18 protein-coding genes are annotated in these 16,555 nt (G+C 71.0%); 7 read left to right on the forward strand and 11 right to left on the reverse strand.

Features of this window, described 5'->3' with window-relative positions:
• Positions 1-21: 21 nt before the first annotated feature.
• The 6 genes from GR130_RS15665 to GR130_RS15690 all read right to left on the reverse strand — a co-directional run bounded on the left by GR130_RS15665 (position 22) and on the right by GR130_RS15690 (position 6,395).
• A complete protein-coding gene (locus GR130_RS15665; RefSeq protein ID WP_159505308.1) occupies positions 22-2,154 on the reverse strand; it encodes a hypothetical protein in 2,133 nt (710 codons plus the stop codon).
• Positions 2,151-3,035: an SUKH-4 family immunity protein gene (locus tag GR130_RS15670; protein ID WP_159505309.1), complete on the reverse strand. Its 885-nt coding sequence runs from the start codon at positions 3,033-3,035 to the stop codon at positions 2,151-2,153. Before GR130_RS15670 ends, GR130_RS15665 begins: the two co-directional genes overlap by 4 nt.
• Before the next feature lie 25 nt (positions 3,036-3,060).
• Positions 3,061-3,873 carry a hypothetical protein gene (locus GR130_RS15675; protein WP_159505310.1) on the reverse strand — a complete coding sequence of 271 codons (813 nt, stop codon included), beginning with the start codon at positions 3,871-3,873 and terminating at the stop codon, positions 3,061-3,063.
• A complete protein-coding gene (locus GR130_RS15680; protein ID WP_159505311.1) occupies positions 3,870-4,604 on the reverse strand; it encodes a WXG100-like domain-containing protein in 735 nt (244 codons plus the stop codon). The genes GR130_RS15675 and GR130_RS15680 overlap by 4 nt, the downstream gene beginning before the upstream one ends.
• Before the next feature lie 239 nt (positions 4,605-4,843).
• A complete protein-coding gene (locus tag GR130_RS15685) occupies positions 4,844-5,191 on the reverse strand; it encodes an Ig domain-containing protein (protein WP_159505312.1) in 348 nt (115 codons plus the stop codon).
• 223 nt (positions 5,192-5,414) lie between these two features.
• Positions 5,415-6,395, reverse strand: coding sequence for an ATP-grasp domain-containing protein (locus tag GR130_RS15690; RefSeq protein ID WP_159505313.1), 981 nt, complete (start codon positions 6,393-6,395; stop codon positions 5,415-5,417).
• Between the two features lie 338 nt (positions 6,396-6,733).
• Between GR130_RS15690 and GR130_RS15695 the strand changes: the two genes are divergently transcribed.
• Entirely contained in the window at positions 6,734-7,945 is a 1,212-nt protein-coding gene (locus GR130_RS15695) for an AI-2E family transporter (protein WP_159505314.1), read from the forward strand.
• Positions 7,946-8,041: 96 nt separating this feature from the next.
• On the opposite strand, the gene GR130_RS15700 is transcribed toward GR130_RS15695, so the two are convergent.
• The 4 genes from GR130_RS15700 to GR130_RS15715 form a co-directional block, all read right to left on the reverse strand.
• Complete coding sequence (locus GR130_RS15700) at positions 8,042-9,220, reverse strand: DUF2306 domain-containing protein (RefSeq protein ID WP_159505315.1); 1,179 nt, start codon at positions 9,218-9,220, stop codon at positions 8,042-8,044.
• 100 nt (positions 9,221-9,320) lie between these two features.
• A complete protein-coding gene (locus tag GR130_RS15705; RefSeq protein ID WP_159505316.1) occupies positions 9,321-9,836 on the reverse strand; it encodes a helix-turn-helix transcriptional regulator in 516 nt (171 codons plus the stop codon).
• Between the two features lie 68 nt (positions 9,837-9,904).
• Positions 9,905-10,600 carry an EamA family transporter gene (locus GR130_RS15710; protein WP_236573042.1) on the reverse strand — a complete coding sequence of 232 codons (696 nt, stop codon included), beginning with the start codon at positions 10,598-10,600 and terminating at the stop codon, positions 9,905-9,907.
• A 491-nt stretch (positions 10,601-11,091) separates the two neighbouring features.
• The gene (locus tag GR130_RS15715; RefSeq protein WP_159505317.1) at positions 11,092-11,844 is read right to left on the reverse strand and encodes a phytanoyl-CoA dioxygenase family protein; all 753 of its coding nucleotides are present in this window, start codon (positions 11,842-11,844) and stop codon (positions 11,092-11,094) included.
• A 327-nt stretch (positions 11,845-12,171) separates the two neighbouring features.
• Between GR130_RS15715 and GR130_RS15720 the strand changes: the two genes are divergently transcribed.
• The 6 genes from GR130_RS15720 (at position 12,172) to GR130_RS15745 (ending at position 15,356) form a co-directional block, all read left to right on the forward strand.
• On the forward strand, positions 12,172-12,762 hold the full coding sequence (locus GR130_RS15720) for a hypothetical protein (protein WP_159505318.1): 591 nt from the start codon (positions 12,172-12,174) through the stop codon (positions 12,760-12,762).
• 439 nt (positions 12,763-13,201) lie between these two features.
• Positions 13,202-13,735 carry a GNAT family N-acetyltransferase gene (locus tag GR130_RS15725; protein WP_159505319.1) on the forward strand — a complete coding sequence of 178 codons (534 nt, stop codon included), beginning with the start codon at positions 13,202-13,204 and terminating at the stop codon, positions 13,733-13,735.
• A gap of 245 nt (positions 13,736-13,980) precedes the next feature.
• A complete protein-coding gene (locus GR130_RS15730; protein ID WP_328707555.1) occupies positions 13,981-14,322 on the forward strand; it encodes an NUDIX hydrolase in 342 nt (113 codons plus the stop codon).
• Positions 14,323-14,354: 32 nt separating this feature from the next.
• Positions 14,355-14,663: a hypothetical protein gene (locus tag GR130_RS15735; RefSeq protein ID WP_159505321.1), complete on the forward strand. Its 309-nt coding sequence runs from the start codon at positions 14,355-14,357 to the stop codon at positions 14,661-14,663.
• A gap of 211 nt (positions 14,664-14,874) precedes the next feature.
• On the forward strand, positions 14,875-15,060 hold the full coding sequence (locus GR130_RS15740; protein ID WP_159505322.1) for a hypothetical protein: 186 nt from the start codon (positions 14,875-14,877) through the stop codon (positions 15,058-15,060).
• A 128-nt stretch (positions 15,061-15,188) separates the two neighbouring features.
• The gene (locus GR130_RS15745; RefSeq protein ID WP_159505323.1) at positions 15,189-15,356 is read left to right on the forward strand and encodes a hypothetical protein; all 168 of its coding nucleotides are present in this window, start codon (positions 15,189-15,191) and stop codon (positions 15,354-15,356) included.
• 804 nt (positions 15,357-16,160) lie between these two features.
• Here the strand turns inward: GR130_RS15745 and GR130_RS15750 are convergent.
• Positions 16,161-16,325 carry a hypothetical protein gene (locus GR130_RS15750; protein WP_159505324.1) on the reverse strand — a complete coding sequence of 55 codons (165 nt, stop codon included), beginning with the start codon at positions 16,323-16,325 and terminating at the stop codon, positions 16,161-16,163.
• Between the last annotated feature and the right edge of the window lie 230 nt (positions 16,326-16,555).

Consider the following 16,555-nt stretch of genomic DNA (forward strand, 5'->3'; position numbering starts at 1 on the left):
GGAAGGTCGGGTCAGCCGAGCCTACCCGGCGGCACTCATGGCGGGGGACACGCCCTTGAGTGTCCGCAGTACGCCGAGATCGAACGACAGGCGGATGCCGAACCCGCCCAGTTCGACGTCGAGTTCGCTCCCGCCCGTACGGCGGACGGCCACGATGTCCGAGCCGAAACGCAGCTCGGTCAGAGTGGAGCCGTCGGCCAGGCGTACCACCCACAGTCGGTCGGCCGTCGCGCACACCGTCAGCGGATCCGGCGCCCCCGCGAGAGCGCACAGGAGCTCGGCCGGTTCGTCGGCGCGGACGACCGGACGGAGCAGCCGGCCGTCGGCCGCGCTGCGGACCTGGAGCAGCCCCTCGCGGTCCGCCACCGCCACGACCGGTACCCCGTCGAGCAGCTCGGCGCGCGCGGCGGTACACGGCGTCCCGTGCAGCGTCCACCGCAGCGCCGGGGCCTCGCCGAGGCGCTCCCCGACCTCCACGGCGCCGGCCTCGGTGACGGCGACTCGGGGCGGTTCCTGAACGGTCCCCTGGACGGATCCGTGTCCGGGTTCATCGACGGGTCCCGGTGCGGACTGCCGGTCGTCCGCTGCTCCGGGGAGCCGGCGGAGCGCGCGGAACGGCAGCCCGTCGTAGGCGGACTCGACGGCCGCCGCCAGATCGTCCAAGCCGTGCTGGACGGCGGCGACTTGGAGGCGGGCGGGCTGGTCGCGCGTCGCAGGGTGCAGGAGGGCCAGGACCGGCCGCAGAGCCGCGGCGGCGGGCTCGTCCGAGCAGTCGAGCACGGTGCGGAACGCGTCGAGGTCCGCGCTCAGCAGCACCTCGGGGTAGGCGAGCAGCGGCCCGAGCGCGCCGGGAACGGCGCTCGCCTGCCTCAGCAGCTCCGACAGCAGGGTCCGGTCGCTCCGCTGCCAGAGCGGGCGCGGTGGTCCGTCGTCCGCCGGTGCGACGGGGACCTGACCGGCCAGGGAGTGGACGAGCGCTCTGCGGGCCTGCAGCTCCGCGTCCCGGGAGCGGCGGGCGAGCAGTGCGGTGGCCACGGCGGGGTGGCGGAGGGTGAAGTGGCTCCCCGGCGCACCGGAACCGCCGGATCCGGCCCGGTCCGGCTGGAGCAGGGCCCAGGACAGCTCCACGGCCGCGGCGAACTCCTGCGTCTCGATCCGGCGTCCCGCCACGGCCGTGGCGGCCAGGCGCCACAGGCTCCGGCCGAGCCCGGCCGATCCGGCCAGGGCAAGGGCGTACAACGCGTCGGCCGCCACGGGAGATGCGGCGGACAGCCGGACGAGGTGCCGAGCGACCGCCCCGTCGACGTCGATAGCGGTGTCGATGTCCGCCGCGTCGGGCGGCGCGTCCGCGCCGGCGGCGTCCGGTTCCGCCGCGGCGGAGACCCGGTCCAGGACGAGGAGCTGGGCGAGGAGGAAGTTGGGGTAGGCGGCCCGGGACACCGCCCGGGCGAACGCGTCCGGCTGCTCGCCGTCCGTCGGCGTGCCGGTCTCCGTCACGAAGGCGCAGAGGGCGGCGACATACCGGTCGAAGGCCGCACGATCGGTCCAGCCGGACGTGTCGAGGTCCACGACGACGCAGTCGCCCAGGTGCTGGGCCCACTTCGGGGAGCCCTCGGCCACCAGCCGTACGTTCGGCAGCAGCGCCATGGGCGCCAGCAGGGACTCGACGAGGCGGGCCGTGTGCCGCTCGTCCGGTACGGCACCGGCCTCGTCCAGGTCGCCGACGGCCACGCACACGGGCCGCTCGTCCATGGCGAGTACGGACAGCAGCTCGGCGGCGGTGGCGGTCTCGTAACCGAGTTGCTCGCCGATGGCCACGGCCAGGTCGTCGGGGCCGCGGCCCCGCGCACCGAGCGCGGCGTGGAAGACGGGCCCGGTGCGGTCCCCACCGCTCCCGGCGTCGTCCCGATCCGCCTGGCCGAGGAGGAACAGCCAGGTCAGCAGCGTGCTGCGGCCGCTGCCGGCGGGCCCCGTCACATAGAACGCGCCGGCGCTCGGCGAGGCCGCCACGAATTCCCGGAACGCGTCCGCCACGGCCTGCCGGCCATAGGGGAAACCCGCGTCCGCGGCATCGCCCCCGGACGCGCCGGCGCCGGCGGCAGGGCCGGCGCCCGAAGAGGGGGGACCACCGGTCAGGGAGCCGCTGTCGGTCACTCTTCCGACCCCTCCGTTTCGTTTTCGCCCTCGTCCTCTTCCTCGACGAAGGCCGCCAGTTCCTGGATGCCCGCCTCGCGGTCGGCGGCACCGGGGCCGTAGTCGAAGCTGTAGCTGACCTCGGCTCCGGGGAAGGTGGTGGCCAGCCACGCGGCGCAGTAGCAGCCGGGCAGTGCGCAGGGTGCGAGATCGGCGTGGGCCCGGGTGACCTGCTGTGCCGCGATGCCCCGCTGCAGCAGTTCCCCGCCCAGGCGACGCAGCGCATGCCCCTGCCCGGGCAGGGTGTAGCCGGAGACCGTCCGCGTCGCCCCCGTGGCCGTACGGAATTCGAGGATTCCGGAGGAGTCCACCGAGGCGGTGAGGCGGAGGTCGTCGATGACCAGCCGCCACCAGTGCTCCTCGTCGGCCATCGCCTCCGGGTCGAGCGCGGTGAGGCGCTCCTGGCACTTCGCCACCGCGGCCACCGCGTCCGGGCCGACCGGGTCGGGCGCCAAGTCCTGCAGCAGCCGGCCCAGTTCGGCCAGGGACGCCAGCCAGGTGCGTGCCGTGGTGTTCACCAGCCGCGTCGGATACGTCCCCGCGCACGACGCCGAGACGACCTCGCCTTCCGGGGCGCAGCAGATCTGCGTACCGCCGTCGTCGCCCAGGTGCCGGAATTCGCGTGCCTCACCGACCGGTTGGGGGAGTCCCGCCTCGGTCGCGTAGCGGGCGAGGGGCAGGGGATCGCGGGCAGCGCGGAAGTACGGGCCCACCGACTCCGGCAGGCCCGGCGAGGCGAGCAGCTCCCGAAGGGGCGAGGGCACGGCGAGGTCGTCGAGGCGTGCGGAACTCCAGCGGCGTACCGGCGACCCCCCGCGGCGTCCGGAAGCGGGCGTGGTCATTCAGGTGCTCCTCTGCATCCGTACGTCAGCCCCGCCGCTTGATCGGCTTGTCCCCGAACACCCATCGGACATGGTCTTCGAGGTCGCGGTTGCCCTGCCGCTTCGACCCTGGCGTGTGGTGGTCATATTCGAAAGCGTAGCTGCGGTCGGCATCCGGGAAATAATGCCGGGTCCAGTCGTTGCAGTTGGGACTCTTCTGGTTGCAGAAATCACGTTCCGAATAGATGCGGGTGACCTTGATCTTCCGGTCCGGGCCGGGGTCGCGCCCTTCCGCTATCGCCTTCTCCCGCTCCTCGGTGAGGCGCTTCTGCTGGTCGAGCACGGGAACGCCGACGACGCGTTCCGAATGCGTCCCATCGCTGTGCCCGACCTCCACATGCCGCTGCCCGTGCTCGTCCTCCCACTCGAAGGCCGCGTAGTTCTTCTGGGAGCGGTCGCCGTCGGCCTTGCGCTTCGCGTTCACCTTCTGCGCCAGGTCGTGCGTCCGCGGGTCGACCTTCGTGGCGTCCTGCTTGGGGTTGCGCTCGGCATTCGCCGGCAGCGGGTACTTGCTTTCCTTCCGTTGCCGTTTCGGCGGGGGGCTGTCCTTGCCGGATCCGGACGACGAACGGCTGCCGCGGCGTTTGGGCCCGCCGCCGGACTTCTCCCCGGACTTGCCCATGGAGGAGAACTGCTTGCTGTGCTTGGCCTCTGTCTCGTTGACGTTCTTGGCCACCTGCTCGGCGCCGTGGGCCGTCTTGCTGTAGAGCCCGCCGACGGCCTCGGCCGTGTCCTTGGACACGGCCTTGGTTATTCTGCCGGCCGATTTCTCCAGCGCCTTGGCTATGGGGTGCGTCAACTGAAGGACATCCCTTCCGTGGCCGAGGCGAACTTCGCCGCGTGGCCGGCGACGTCCTCCGCGTGGCTGCGGAACTTCGCGGCGTGACCGAGAAGTTCATCGGGATGGATGGTGTACCCCGACCCGGCTCCGCCGCCGCCTCCGGAGGAGGAGACCCCCAGGGCCTTCTCCGCCCCCTGGAACACCAGGCCGCTCACCGCCCGTTCGACGGCCTGCTCCAGCGGCTCGGTCGCCTGCTGGACGAGTTCGCCGACGATCTGCTGTTCCACTTCCTTGAGGATCGAATCGACGATCTTCTTCGTCGCCGCGATCAGGGCGACCTCCGCCGCCTCGGCCAGTCCCAGGGTGACGACGGCGGCGGCCTGGTCCGCGATGAACTCGGCCGCCATCACGACCAGTTCGGCGATCACCGCCACTTTGGCCCCGACGATCGCGACCGCGGCTATCTCCAGCACCGAAGCGGCCGTGTTGCACACCTGCACGAGTTCCGTCATGTGGCTGGAAGACATCGTCGACCACTTCTCGACGAGCTGCTCGTACGAGGCCGCCTGGTAGTGCTCGCCCATCTGCTTGAGGGTGTCGCTCGCCGACGCATGGGACTTTTCGAGGTTGGACGCGAACTCCTTGACATGACCGGCGAACTCACGGACCTTGTCCTCGTTCACCTGCGGCCAGTTCAGCCCGAGCAGGTCCATCACCCAGACCAGCCCGTCGGGCAGTTCGATCGCCACGCTTCGCTTCCCCCTGGTACCCACAGCTCGTGCCCGCGCCGATGACGGCACATCACTTCAGCTAACTGTTGCCGATGTTCACGATGCAAGTACCTACCCGGCCATATCGGGGCCGGTTCCGCACGGTGGCAGCGACAACGCAGTGCCGGGGCCTGGGCGAACCCCACGGCCCGGACCGTCCCGAGGCGGTGACCGAATCCCCCCGTGGTGGGCGAGCGCCGCGCGGCGCTCGCCGCGGCTCAGTGGTCGACCGTGACCTCGAAGCGCTCCGGGGCCGCGCCCTCGGCGGTGACCGTGAAGACGGCGGTGCCGGCCGCGTCGCCCGCCACGAGCTGGGGGCTCTGCGCGTAGCCCTGGGCGTCGGTGCGGACCTGTGCGGTGGCCTCGTCGCCTTCGAAGAGGGCCTGCTGGCTCATGGTGTCCCAGCTGAACGTCACCGCGACGTCGGCCACGGGTGCGTGCCTCTGGCTGTCGACGATCCGGGCCTTGAGCGGGTGGGCGAACGTCTCATGAGGACCGGCGTGCTGCCCGGTTCCCCCGGCCGGCTGGATGGCCCGCGCCCAGCCCCAGCCTGCTTCCGCACTCATACGGCCTCCTGACTCACACATCCCGCTGGTGGCAAGGCGCCCGGATCCATTCCCGGGAGACGTCGGTGATGCTAAACAAGCCGCCGCCGCATCCCCGCGCACGACCGCTTCGTTTCCGGGAAGTTCCTGCGGTGGGGTGACGGGTGCGGCGGCAGGCGGGGTGGCGGGTGGCGCGGCGGTGCGGAGCCGGGGGAGGGCCGTACGGCGGGGGCGGCGGCCGCGGTCAGGTGCGCAGTGTGGGCGAACTCCGCTGCAGCGCGGGATCATTGGGGCCCTCGGCAAGGCGGTAGGCGTCGAGGCGGTGATCGATGCAGTCGATGATGGCCGGGATCACCGTGGTCATGCCGGGGCGCCAGCCGGGGACCGCGTTGACCTCGCAGACGGTGTGCTCGCCGGTGGCGGAGAAGAGCAGGTCCACGCCGGCGATGGTGAGGCCCAGGGACTGCGCGGCCCGGACGGCCAGGGCCTCGGCTTCCGGGTAGCGGCCCCGGCAGAGGGTGGCCGTGCCGCCGCGGGCGAGGTTCGAGGCGAGCGCGCCGTCGCGGGCGGTGCGCAGCTCGGCGGCGACGGCCTCCCCGTCGACGACGACCACCCGCAGGTCGCGCCCGTGCGAGGGGGCCACGTACTGCTGGAAGACGACGGGTACCTCCTCGGCGAGGCTGCCCGCCACGTCGCGCAGCATGGTCAGGTCGGGGGCGAGGAACACCTGCTTGCCGCCGTGGCCGTTGGCGGACTTGACCACGCAGGGCGTGTCGAGACCGGGGGTCCGCACGACACCGTCCAGGGGGCTGGTGGTGTACGAGAGGGAGTCGGGCACGGGCAGGCCGGCCAGCGCCAGCTCCTGCAGCTGCCAGACCTTGTTCCGGCAGGTGAGGTGTGCTTCGAGGGGGTTGATGAGGGTGGCTCCCATGCGCTCCAGGTGCCGCAGGAGGGTCACCTCGCGGTCGTGGTGCATCGAGCCTGGTGTCTGGCGTACGCAGACGACCTTGGGGGCCGGCACCTCCTGCCCGCCCAGGGTGCGCAGGAACAGCCGCCCGTCCTGGACGCCGAGGAGCAGCTCGCTGGTGTGCCAGACCGCGAACCGGGAGCCGTACGTCGCCGTCAGCGCGTCCGCCAGGGCCGCGGTGGTGCCGATCGCCCCGTACGGATGTGCGCGTACCAGCAGCCAGATGTCGAGCGGGGGCAGCGTCGGTGACTGGGCCATGAATCCGCCTCATCCCTTGCGGCATCGGGGATCGGGGACCGGTATGTGAGTTCCCCTCAGGGCCGCACCCTACCCGGGGCCGCCACGGCGCCGCCGCCGTGCCGCGCGGCCCGTGGGCCGGCCCGGGGAGGCGGCGCCCAGAGGTACCGACAGGGCACGATCCGAGCACGGCGTCCCTTCACCTGGAGTCCCACCCGGGGTGCCTTCGGGCGAATACCCGCCCGCTCGCGTTCGGCCGCCGGTCCGCGGTGATATCAGACCTTGGGTAGGCGCGGAGGCGGGAGCCTGTCTCCGGGGCGGCGTCCCTTCGGGGCCGGCGGGAGGAGGTGGCGGCCCGTATGCGGAACCGATCCCGTCGGCGGCAGGAACCCGGGTCCGGCGATCGCGGCACCCCTGCCCGGCGGCGCGGACCGGGCGCCTCGCGCGGGGACCGGGAGCGGAGCCGGGGCGTACGCGGACCGCGCCCGCCGGGCGGCAGGTCGGTCCGGCGCTCCGCGGAGGCCGCCGGCGTCCCCGCGGCGCTGCGCGTCGCCGCCGCCTACGCGTGGCGGCTCCTCGTCGTCGGTGCGGCCGTCTACGTCGTCTTCATGACGCTGGGGCGGTTCCATCTGGTGACGCTGGCGGTCTTCCTCGCGCTGGTACTGACCGCCCTGCTGGAGCCGCTGACCAACTGGCTGACCCGCCGGATGCCGCGTGCGGCGGCGGTCACCGCCGGTCTGCTGCTCTCCGTCGTGCTCCTCTTCGGTGTACTGAGCCTGATCGGGGCGAATGTCGCCGACGAGTGGCCGGGGCTGCGCGCGGTCTTCTCCGGCGGTCTGACCAGGATCGAGCAGTTGCTGCAGGGCCCGCCGTTCCATCTGCGGCCCGGAGCCCTCTCGCACCTCCAGTCGTGGGTCTCCCGATTCGTGGCGACCAACCGCGCCAACCTGATCAGCACCGCGGTGAGCGGCGTGGGCCGGCTGGCCGAGGTCCTGACGGTGGGTGCGCTGGCGATGTTCTGCTCGATCTTCTTCCTGCATTCGGGCACCCGGATGTGGCAGTGGTTCGGCGGCCGCCTGCCGGAGCGCCGGCGGCACGCCGTACGGGCTGCGGGGCGTACCGCGTGGACGACGTTCACCGGCTACACCCGCGGCATCGTGATCATCGCCGCGACCAACGCCGTCCTCGTGGGACTGGCGCTCTTCGTCCTGCGGGTTCCCCTCGTCCTGCCCCTGGCGGTGCTGGAGTTCTTCGCCGCGTTCATCCCGCTGGTCGGCTCGCCGGTGGCGCTGGCGGTGGCCGCGGTCGTGGCGCTGGCCTCGCGGGGCCCGCTCGTGGCGATGCTCGTCGTCCTGCTGATCGTGGTCATCGGACAGCTCGAAGGCCATGTGCTGCACCCGTTGGTGATGAGCCGGGCGGTGAGCCTGCACCCGGTCGTGGTGGCCCTCGCGGTCGTCTGCGGCGGCGTCACCGCCGGTGTGCTCGGGGCGGTCGTGGCGGTGCCGCTGGTCTCGGTCGTCTGGTCCGTCTACGGGGCCCTCTGCGTGCCCCCGCTGCCACCGGCGGCCTGACGCGCGCGGCGGGGTCGCCGACGCATCCGCCGGACACCCACCCTCCGGACACGGACACGGACACGGACGCGGAGCGGTCCGGTTGGGCGCGCTCCCCTAGCCGACCGGGGACCGTTCCTGCTGTGGGCGGTGTGCCGCGGCCAACCGCTCCCTCTCGACCACCTTGCGCCCGTACATCACCCGCAGGCTGACCACCGTGGTCGCGGCGAACGCCAGCATCCCGCAGCCGATGGCCACCCCCGCGCACAGCGCCGTCTGCCGGTCGAGTCCGGCGTAGCGTGGGAACAGCAGGCCCGCGGAGGCCGAGAGGACCGGGGCCAGGCACAGCGCGGCCAGGTGCAGCCGCCACTCCTCGCGCGCCCAGCTGTTGCCCGCCCGCCCCGCGCGCCGGGCGCGGACGGCCAGCACGACGTAGGTCACGGCGTACGGGAGCAGATACCCGAGCAGCAGTCGCTCACCGGTAACTCCCCACCCCAGGAAGGACCTTGCGATCCAGACCAGAGCGAGGGCACCGGCGAGATGCGCCGCCGCGAGTACCGGCACCGGCACCCACGTCCCGGTCACTCCCGGAACCGTCGTCCGCCTGTCCATCGCGCGGGAGCCGAGCAGCGCACCGAACACGACGATCGAGCCGAGGTGCATGATGGCGACCCGGTTGACGTCCTCCAGGGAGAGGCCGGGGAGGAGCGCCGGGAGGGCGCCCCACTCAAGTCGCAGCAGCGGCGCGGTCATCAGGTAGCCGTAGCAGAGCAGCATCCACCGCTGGTGCAGGTCCGGGAACCTGGCGGCCGCCGCGACGATGCCGTAGGTGACGCTCATGACGGTGCCGACCAGGATGGTGGCGAGCGCGATCCAGAACGCCGGCCCGCTGAAGGCGTCGCCGGGGGCGGTCCGTACGAGGTAGACCGCGGCGCCTGCCATCGAGGCGTAGACGGTCAGCGCGAACGCCACCCCTACGGCGCGGTGCAGCCGGACGCGCCGCCGTACGGCCGTCAGGAGCTGTACCGGCCCGAGGAGCATCAACGCACCGCCGAGGACCGAATGGACGATCATCGCGACCAGGCTGCGTCCGTACGGGCCGATGCGGGTCGCGAAGGCGTCGGCGACATAGCGGGGCGAGGTTGCGCGGGCCAGGAGCCATTCGCCGATCGCCGGGGAGCCCCGGTGGGCGTACGGCCAGAGTTCGGTCATCGCGATCGGGGCGTAGCCCACGCAGACGGCGACCAGCGCGATCGTGGCCACGCGGCGCCGGCCGACCCTCCTCGGACGGTTCATGACGGCCCCCTTGCTCGCTGCACCCGCGTCGATAGTCCTATCTGGACTATCGAGAAGGTAAGGGCGGTCCGCCGCGGTGGTCAACGGTCATGCGCCGGCTTCACGGTTCGCGCTGTTCCACCCACTGCCAGAAATCGACCATCATCCGCTCATAGCGGATGCCGAATTCCAGCGCCTCGCGCTGACCGCGGGTCAGCAACGCGCCTACGCTCTCCGCGAGTTGCTCGTATTCCGCGAGAGTGCGACGGTGCTCGGCGATCTGCACCGGCGAGTGCACCTCCGGCCGGGCGCCGAACCACAGCTTGAGGATGCCGCGTTCACGCGCCTCGACCGGTACGAAGGCCGGGTCGGCGAGCCACTCCTCCAGGGCCGCCCTGCCCGCCGCGGTCAGCTTCATCAGGCGCCGGTTCCGCCCGCCGGCCTGCCGGTCCTCCGACAGCAGGCCCGCTTCCACGAGCCGGTCGCACTGCGCATAGACCTGCGCGTGCGGCATCGACCAGAACGGGGCCACGGTCCGCGCGGCCTCGACCTTCACGTCGTACGGGCTGGCCTCGCCCAGTTTGTCGATGATGCCGAGCACAAGGAACGACGGGGTGGTCAAGCGGGATTCAGCCATGCGGCGACCGTATCGCGGGGCGCGACGAGCGGGGGCGGTGAGCCGGGGCGGCCGGTTCGGACTGCCCGTCATCCGGCTCGCCGGCCCGCCGCCCGTGTCCGCGGCGGCCGGCTGCCGTGCCACACGGCCGCGACGACCAGGGCGCAGCCCGCCGCCTGGGCCGGGGTCGGGCGCTCCCCGATGGCGATGCCGAGCCCGAACGCGATCACCGGCTGCAACAGCAGGAGCGCGGCACCGACGATCGGCGCCAGCCGCGGCAGCGCCGCCGCGATCAGCAGCCACGCCAGTACCTGGCCCACGAGCGCGAGGGTGACCAGCCAACCCCACGCCGGCCAGCCCCGATTCAGATCGACCCCGGTCCACAGCCCGCCCAGCACCCCCGCGGTCACGGCCGCCGCCGCGGTGGCGACGCACACGGGTGTGGCGGTGTGAGCCCGCCCGCCACCGAGCCGCATCAGGAACAGATACCCCGCGTACGCCACACCCGCTGCCGTCCCGTACGCCGCGCCCGCCACCGGATGGCCGCCCGGCTCGGGGCGCCCGATCGCGCCGGTGCGCGGCCAGTCGCCGAACCGCTCGATCCCTTCCGGGCGGGCTTCGGGGCCGTCGTCGGCGCTGTAGCCGCGCAGCGTGAACTCCTTCAACAGGTTCTGGAAGTAGTCCAGTTCGGCCCCCGCCGGCCGGCCGGTACCGTGTGCGGCCAACTGCCCCGACAGGGCGCCGACCAGTACGAAGCGCGCTCCCTCGCGAGCCGCGGCGACCACACCGGGGTGTCGTGGTGGAGTTCGGCCATGAGCCGCTCGGCCTTGCGGCGCGACCCTGCGATGCCGATCACCCAGCCGGCGCCCAGCAGCCGGGCGATCGGCCTGGCCATCGAGCCGATCACCGAACGACTCTCAATCGGTCCGTGCGGCAGGCCCGTGACTCTCTTTCCCACCGCGCCTGTAACAACGGCTACGGGTGTGCCGTTCCCTGTCCGGTGCATAGCCGGTCGTGCAGAGCGTTCAGTGCGTTCCGGAACTCCGTCCCGGATCGGGGCTTGACGATGACTCCGCGAGGAATGGGGGGAATCACCAGGCTCCTGACGCTACCGTATTTGGGGAGCGCCACCTGCAGCACTCTCTATGAGAACTCCGTCAGGTCTTCCCGCTCGGGGTTTTGGCGAGCATGTTGGCCTGATGGATATGCATCAAGTCCAGGGTTTACGAGTCGAATCAGCAGCCCCGACTCGGGGGGCCGCCGCGCTCAGAGCCGCTCAGGCGAACTCGCTCAACGGCTCCGTGACCACTTCTTGCCACCGGTCTCGGTGGCCGTCGGCTTGCAGCCGGTAATAAAGGGTCTCCCGGCGCTCGTCACCGGCTGACCCGGCGTGGTCACCGATGTTGTGCGCGAGCAAGTAGTGAGCGAAGAGCACGCTGCCGGCCGGGCCGACTGCTTGCACCGGATCACCGAGTTCGATCTTCGGATACGGTCCGGGCGCCATGTCCTCAACTCGCGTGAGGGCATCTGCTCCCCGCTCGGCGAGGTACTGGCCAAACCTGAGATGAGTGCCAGGCCACAACCACAAGTTGCCCCGCCCGTGTGTCGTGTGATCAGTGAGCCACGCACCCGAGAGCAGCGTGAAAGTGCCCGGTCGGCCGTCAGGTTCCGTCGGCGTCAGCCCATCGACATGAGGCCCCCCTGGCCGGTGCGGCCATGGGGGGACTGTGGTAGCCACCTGCACGCCTTCCGGCCTCTGTATTCCGAGCCCATCACGGAGCAACTGCCTCGCCAACTCCTCAATCCTGGTCCGGAAGAAGAAGTCGAGCAGTGGATGCCCCTGCTCTCCGAACGGCCGGAAGATGAAGTGCGGGCCTACATGTCCCTCGGCGGGAGGTTGCTTCGCCAACATGGCCGCAACCACCTTGCGCCCGACGGCAACCTCCCGGGGAGTCAGCACGCCCGGAACCACGAGGTATCCCTGTTGGCGGAACGTCGTCCTCATGTCGTCAGTGATCACAGCAGCCACCGCCCCAGTCCACCAACCGACCCTCCTGATCGGCAAGCGAATTGCCGCTGCGGACACGACGGACGAACGGGTTCCAGTCGAGACTGCACCTCCGGCTGAGCCAGGCTCGGAAGCTGGGCGCACTCGCACACGGCCGGACCTGTACCGCCCCGCCCGACATCGTGCCCAGGCTCGCCGGCTGTCCCCATTCCCCCTCAGGCTCAGTCCAGGGCCACGAGGGTGCAACTTTGCCAGCCATTGGGGTGGGAAATCGGCGCGCCTGCGTGAAATCCGGCGTGCTGAGGTACTCATGTCGCGTCCGATTGCCCGCCGACCAGGAGAAACGCGATGCGTAGGTACATAGGCCGTTCGCTTGCCGCTGCGGCGCTGGCCGCCGCGATGGTCGCCCCGCTCGCCGGCCAGGCCCAGGGTGTCCCTCAAGGCCAGGCCGTGGGGGTGAGCGGTGACCACGGCCGCGATCGGCGGCACGACGGATGTGATCAGTGTCGCGGTGACGGTGACGGTGACGGTGATGGCTTTGGCTTGGGCGGCGTCGACCCGAGGGGCGTCGGCGGAGGTGACCGCGAACGCGGTGACGGCCTGCGGCATTACGGGTGCGACGAGTGTCGCGGTGACGGTGACGGTGACGGTGATGGCTTTGGCTTGGGCGGCGTCGACCCGGGAGGCGTCGGCGGAGATGACGGCGAACCCGGTGACGGCCAGCGGCACGACGGGTGCGATCAGTGCCGTGGCGACGACGATGGCCCTGGTCCGGGCGGCGTCGACCCGAGGGGCGTCGGCGGAGATGACGGCGACCGGGATGGCTTCGGTCTGGATGACCCCGGCCTGTTTTACGGGGCCGGCTCCACGCTGTTCGGTCTGGGACCGTTCGGCGTGGACCCGTTCGACCTCGGTGGGCCCCTGTTCGATTGGTTCTGACCTGGGAGGCGCGCGGCCGGTGCCCGGCGCCCGGGGAAGCGGCTCAGACCGGGGGGCCCGCGGTCTCGCCCGGCGCCGCAGTTCCTTCTCTTCGGGGTCGCCGGCATCGGTCAGCGGCAGAGCCTCGGTGAAGCTGATCTGGGCGGGTTCGTACAGCGCGCCGCGCGCCTCGCGCTGGCGGCGGGACGGCCGAGCAGGCCGCGGTCCGGGAGACCTTGGAGGAGGACGGGCTGACGGTGGAGGCGTTGATGGTGCGGGTCGTGGGTGGGTGGTTGCTGCCGAGGCGAGGCAGTCCTGTGAGGACCTTCGCGCATCTGGTTGCCGCATCATGGGATCTGCTCACGCAGGCGACAGCACTAGGACCGGTCGCCGCACAGTCGTTGCAGCACAGCGACTGCCGATTACCGACGAGTCCCTGGTGTTCGGCAGGATGGGAGCCATGACTGAGATCCGCACCCCCCGCCTCCTGCTCCGTCGCTGGCATGACGACGACCTCGTACCCATGGCCGACATCAACGCGGACCCTCGGGTCATGCGCTGGATCGACGACGGCTCGGTGCGCGACCTGGACCACACGGCAGAGGCCATCGAGAGGTGGGAGGAGGAGTGGGATGAGGAGGGCTTCGGGCTCTTCGCCGTCGAGTTGCTGGCCTCGGGGGAACTGGCCGGCTTCACGGGGCTGTACGTGCCTGAGTTCCTGCCGGAGGTAGGGCCTGCCGTGGCGATCGGCTGGCGGCTCGGCTCGCAGTTCTGGGGCCAGGGATACGCGTCCGAAGCCGCCCAAGCCACGCTGGAGTTCGCGCTCCAGGACCGTGGCCTCGACCACGTCATCAGCATCAGTCGGACGGGGGACACTGCCTCCGAGAACGTCATCCGCAAGCTCGGCATGGTGCTGGAGCGTGAGACGGCCCACCCGGTGTACGGCTTTCCGCTGCGCGTTCACACCATCGACCTCACCGAGTACCAGGCGTGAACCAGCCGAGCCCTCGGATCATCACGAGACAGCCGACTGCTGTCCCTACGTCCTCGACCGCACTGGTCGCCACGGAGTAGGACGCCCAGACGAAAGACACCGCTCTCTCGCCGTCACCTCATTCCGTTCATTCCGTGACGTTCACGCCGCGGTGAGCGCCGGGGCCGAGGCGACCGATGAGCTGCCGGCCGAATTCCGCAGCCGCACCGGACCGGTTCCTACCAGGTTCCCCCGGACAAGCCGTAGTGCGCCGAGCGGTCGAAGAAGCCGATCTGCGCCGGCAGTTCCCGGCGGGCAGGGTCGAACGCGGCGGGACGACCGAGCAGGCCGCGGTCCGGGAGACCTTGGAGAAGGACGGGCTGACGGTGCAGGCGTTGCAGCTCCTCGGTGAGCGGGTGGACCCGAAGACTGGTCGGCTGATGTCGTCCACGTCGTGCAGCGTGGACTCGGGCGAGGCGCATGTCGCCGACGAAGAGGAGTGCGCCGAGGATGTGTGGGTCGCACACGGTCGGGTGGGACGTCGCTTGTGCGACGAGTGCCGTGCCAGAGCATTTAGTGATCGTTTATTGAGGCCCGGCAGGATGTGACGTGTCGAGAAGGATCCTTCACAGGGGACGGTATGGCCAAGCTGTATCTGGAGAAGCTCAAGTGCGTCACGACTGAGGGCTGGGGCGGCTTCGATGAGCCGAGGCTTGTCGTCCAGGATCGCGGCACCGTGTGGAATGGAACGGTGCTGGGAGATCGGATGTACACCGTCAAGTACGACTGCGACTTCACGGGGACGATTGCCGTCTCTCTCGGGAAGACCGGCGCCTCGGGTGGGGATGGCGGGCTCGGGGAGCAGTGGATTACGGATACGCCTGGTGAGCGCAGTCTGCGCTTCAGGGCGGATGGTGCTGAGTACAGGCTGCTGTACGCGGTGGAGTAGGTGGCTCCACCGGTAGCAGGTAGGACGCCCGCCGGCCCCGGATGGAGTCCTGGCGTGCAGAACGCAAGGCGTCCCCGCCCTTTCGGACGGGGGCTTCGTCGTCTCTGGCTCTGGCTCTGGTCAGTCGTCCGGCTCGTCGTCGACGTGCTGAGCCGCGTGCGGGCCGCTACGAGGTCGGGGCCGGTGAGGGGGTCCCAGCGGGGGTGCCTCCGTGGACCTGGTCGACGAGGTCGAGGACCTTCTTGCGGAGTTCGGTCTCGGTCTGTCTTTGGGCGTCGGTCCAGCCAGGCGAGGCGTCGCGGTGGCGTTCGAGCCAGTGGCCTTCACCGGGCTTGTGGTGCCGGCCGTCCATGGCTTCGGGGAGAAGGTACCGGCCCATCGGGTGATGTGGCGTTAATACGACTGGCGTGGAGGAATGCCTTTCGTCGAATCCACTCCGCCTCGGGGCACTCTCATCACGACCTCACGCGTGTCACGTGTACGCACCGATGCGGCCCGCGATCGGAAAGAGAGGAAGGGCCTGCCATGCGGCGCCATCTCCGGATCCTGACCGTCTCCGCCATGCTCACCCTGCTCACCTTCGGCTTGGCCGCGCCGGCCCAGGCCGGGGGTTCGGGCAGTAAATCCCCGCTCGCGACCGTCCTTACCAGCGTGCCCGTCGTCGGCCACCTCCTTGACGGGCTCAATGGTTGAGCAGCCGAGGGTGAGGGCACTCGCCACGGCGCTCGGGCTCACCCTCACCGCCTTCGGCGCCGGCCTGGCAACTGCCGCCCCCGCATTCGCTGGTGGCATCATCGCGGCCCGCTCCCCGGCCATCACCAACGCATGCGCCAACGATCACACGGCCGCGCGGACGACAGACCGGACAGCCCATGGCACCGGAACAGTCGAAGACCGCCGCGCCGCAACGCCCATCGTCAGCGCTCTCAACCAGTGCGGTGGAGCGGTTGTTCCCCTGCCGGACAGGCATCACTTCGTCACCAGGGGCATGACCACCAAACCGTGCCTCCTCGTGACCTCCGATCAATGTACGACCCGTGAGAGAGGACCTCTTCTGGGAGGTCTGCTCTGACGCCCTGACGTCCTTGAAGCCCCGCTGACCCGCTGCTGCCGGCGCCGGGTTGGTCGATCCACCGTTGTTGGTCGTGGGAACTGATGGTGAGTCCGCGGCGTTCGATGGCTGGCCGGCCGGTTGGTCCCATAGCCGGTGGGCGGTTTCGGCTTCGTCCCAGAGGCGTCGTGGCCCGTGCTGGGAGACGCGGAAGGGTTTGGTCTGCTTGCCGTCGTCGTCGACGGCTGCCCATGAGGTGGCGTGGTCGTCGGCGAGCCTGGAGCCGGGTGTGGGCTTCGGTGGTGTCCGGGTCCCAGGAGCGTCAGATGTCGGGGGCGCGGATGCCGATGGCGAGCTGGGCGTCGAGGTCGTGGCAGGCGACGTCCCAGGGCGACAGGGCGGTGCTGGACTCTGCGGGGACCTGCCCGTCCCTGAGCAGGTCGCGCTCACGCTCGACGTCGACGCTGGCCGCGCGTGACCATGTAGGCGCCGTAGGGGGCGAACGTGCCGGTGGCGGCGGTGTCGTCGGCTCGGCGGGTGAGGGCGAGGGTGCCGTAGGTGATCACCACGCGGTGCTGCGCCGCGGCACCCGGCGGAGCGCTTCGGCTCATTCCGCGGGTACGGGGCGGCCGAGTTGCTTGTCGCGCTCTGCCACGAGTCGTTCAGCCCCGGTGGATTGGAGGGCACCCGCATGGGTCGCTTGTGGTCGGGCTTGTGCGGACGGCCCGTGGCCAGGACCGTCGCGACGGTATGAGCGGCGGCGACGAACCGCGGAAGGGGCGCGGACGTCTTGGAGTTACTGCGGTTGTAGGCGCGTTGTCGTCGGGGGCCGACGGACTGT

This window comes from Streptomyces sp. GS7 (assembly GCF_009834125.1).
Classification (GTDB): domain Bacteria; phylum Actinomycetota; class Actinomycetes; order Streptomycetales; family Streptomycetaceae; genus Streptomyces.

Coding starts and splice junctions, on each gene's coding strand:
- GR130_RS15705 (WP_159505316.1), bottom strand. CDS start 9,836: ATGGCTGAATCCCGCTTGACCACCCCGTCGTTCCTTGTGCTCGGCATC.
- GR130_RS15745 (WP_159505323.1), top strand. CDS start 15,189: ATGCGGCGCCATCTCCGGATCCTGACCGTCTCCGCCATGCTCACCCTG.
- GR130_RS15725 (WP_159505319.1), top strand. CDS start 13,202: ATGACTGAGATCCGCACCCCCCGCCTCCTGCTCCGTCGCTGGCATGAC.
- GR130_RS15690 (WP_159505313.1), bottom strand. CDS start 6,395: ATGGCCCAGTCACCGACGCTGCCCCCGCTCGACATCTGGCTGCTGGTA.
- GR130_RS15700 (WP_159505315.1), bottom strand. CDS start 9,220: ATGAACCGTCCGAGGAGGGTCGGCCGGCGCCGCGTGGCCACGATCGCG.
- GR130_RS15720 (WP_159505318.1), top strand. CDS start 12,172: ATGCGTAGGTACATAGGCCGTTCGCTTGCCGCTGCGGCGCTGGCCGCC.
- GR130_RS15695 (WP_159505314.1), top strand. CDS start 6,734: ATGCGGAACCGATCCCGTCGGCGGCAGGAACCCGGGTCCGGCGATCGC.
- GR130_RS15735 (WP_159505321.1), top strand. CDS start 14,355: ATGGCCAAGCTGTATCTGGAGAAGCTCAAGTGCGTCACGACTGAGGGC.
- GR130_RS15670 (WP_159505309.1), bottom strand. CDS start 3,035: ATGACCACGCCCGCTTCCGGACGCCGCGGGGGGTCGCCGGTACGCCGC.
- GR130_RS15685 (WP_159505312.1), bottom strand. CDS start 5,191: ATGAGTGCGGAAGCAGGCTGGGGCTGGGCGCGGGCCATCCAGCCGGCC.
- GR130_RS15750 (WP_159505324.1), bottom strand. CDS start 16,325: ATGAGCCGAAGCGCTCCGCCGGGTGCCGCGGCGCAGCACCGCGTGGTG.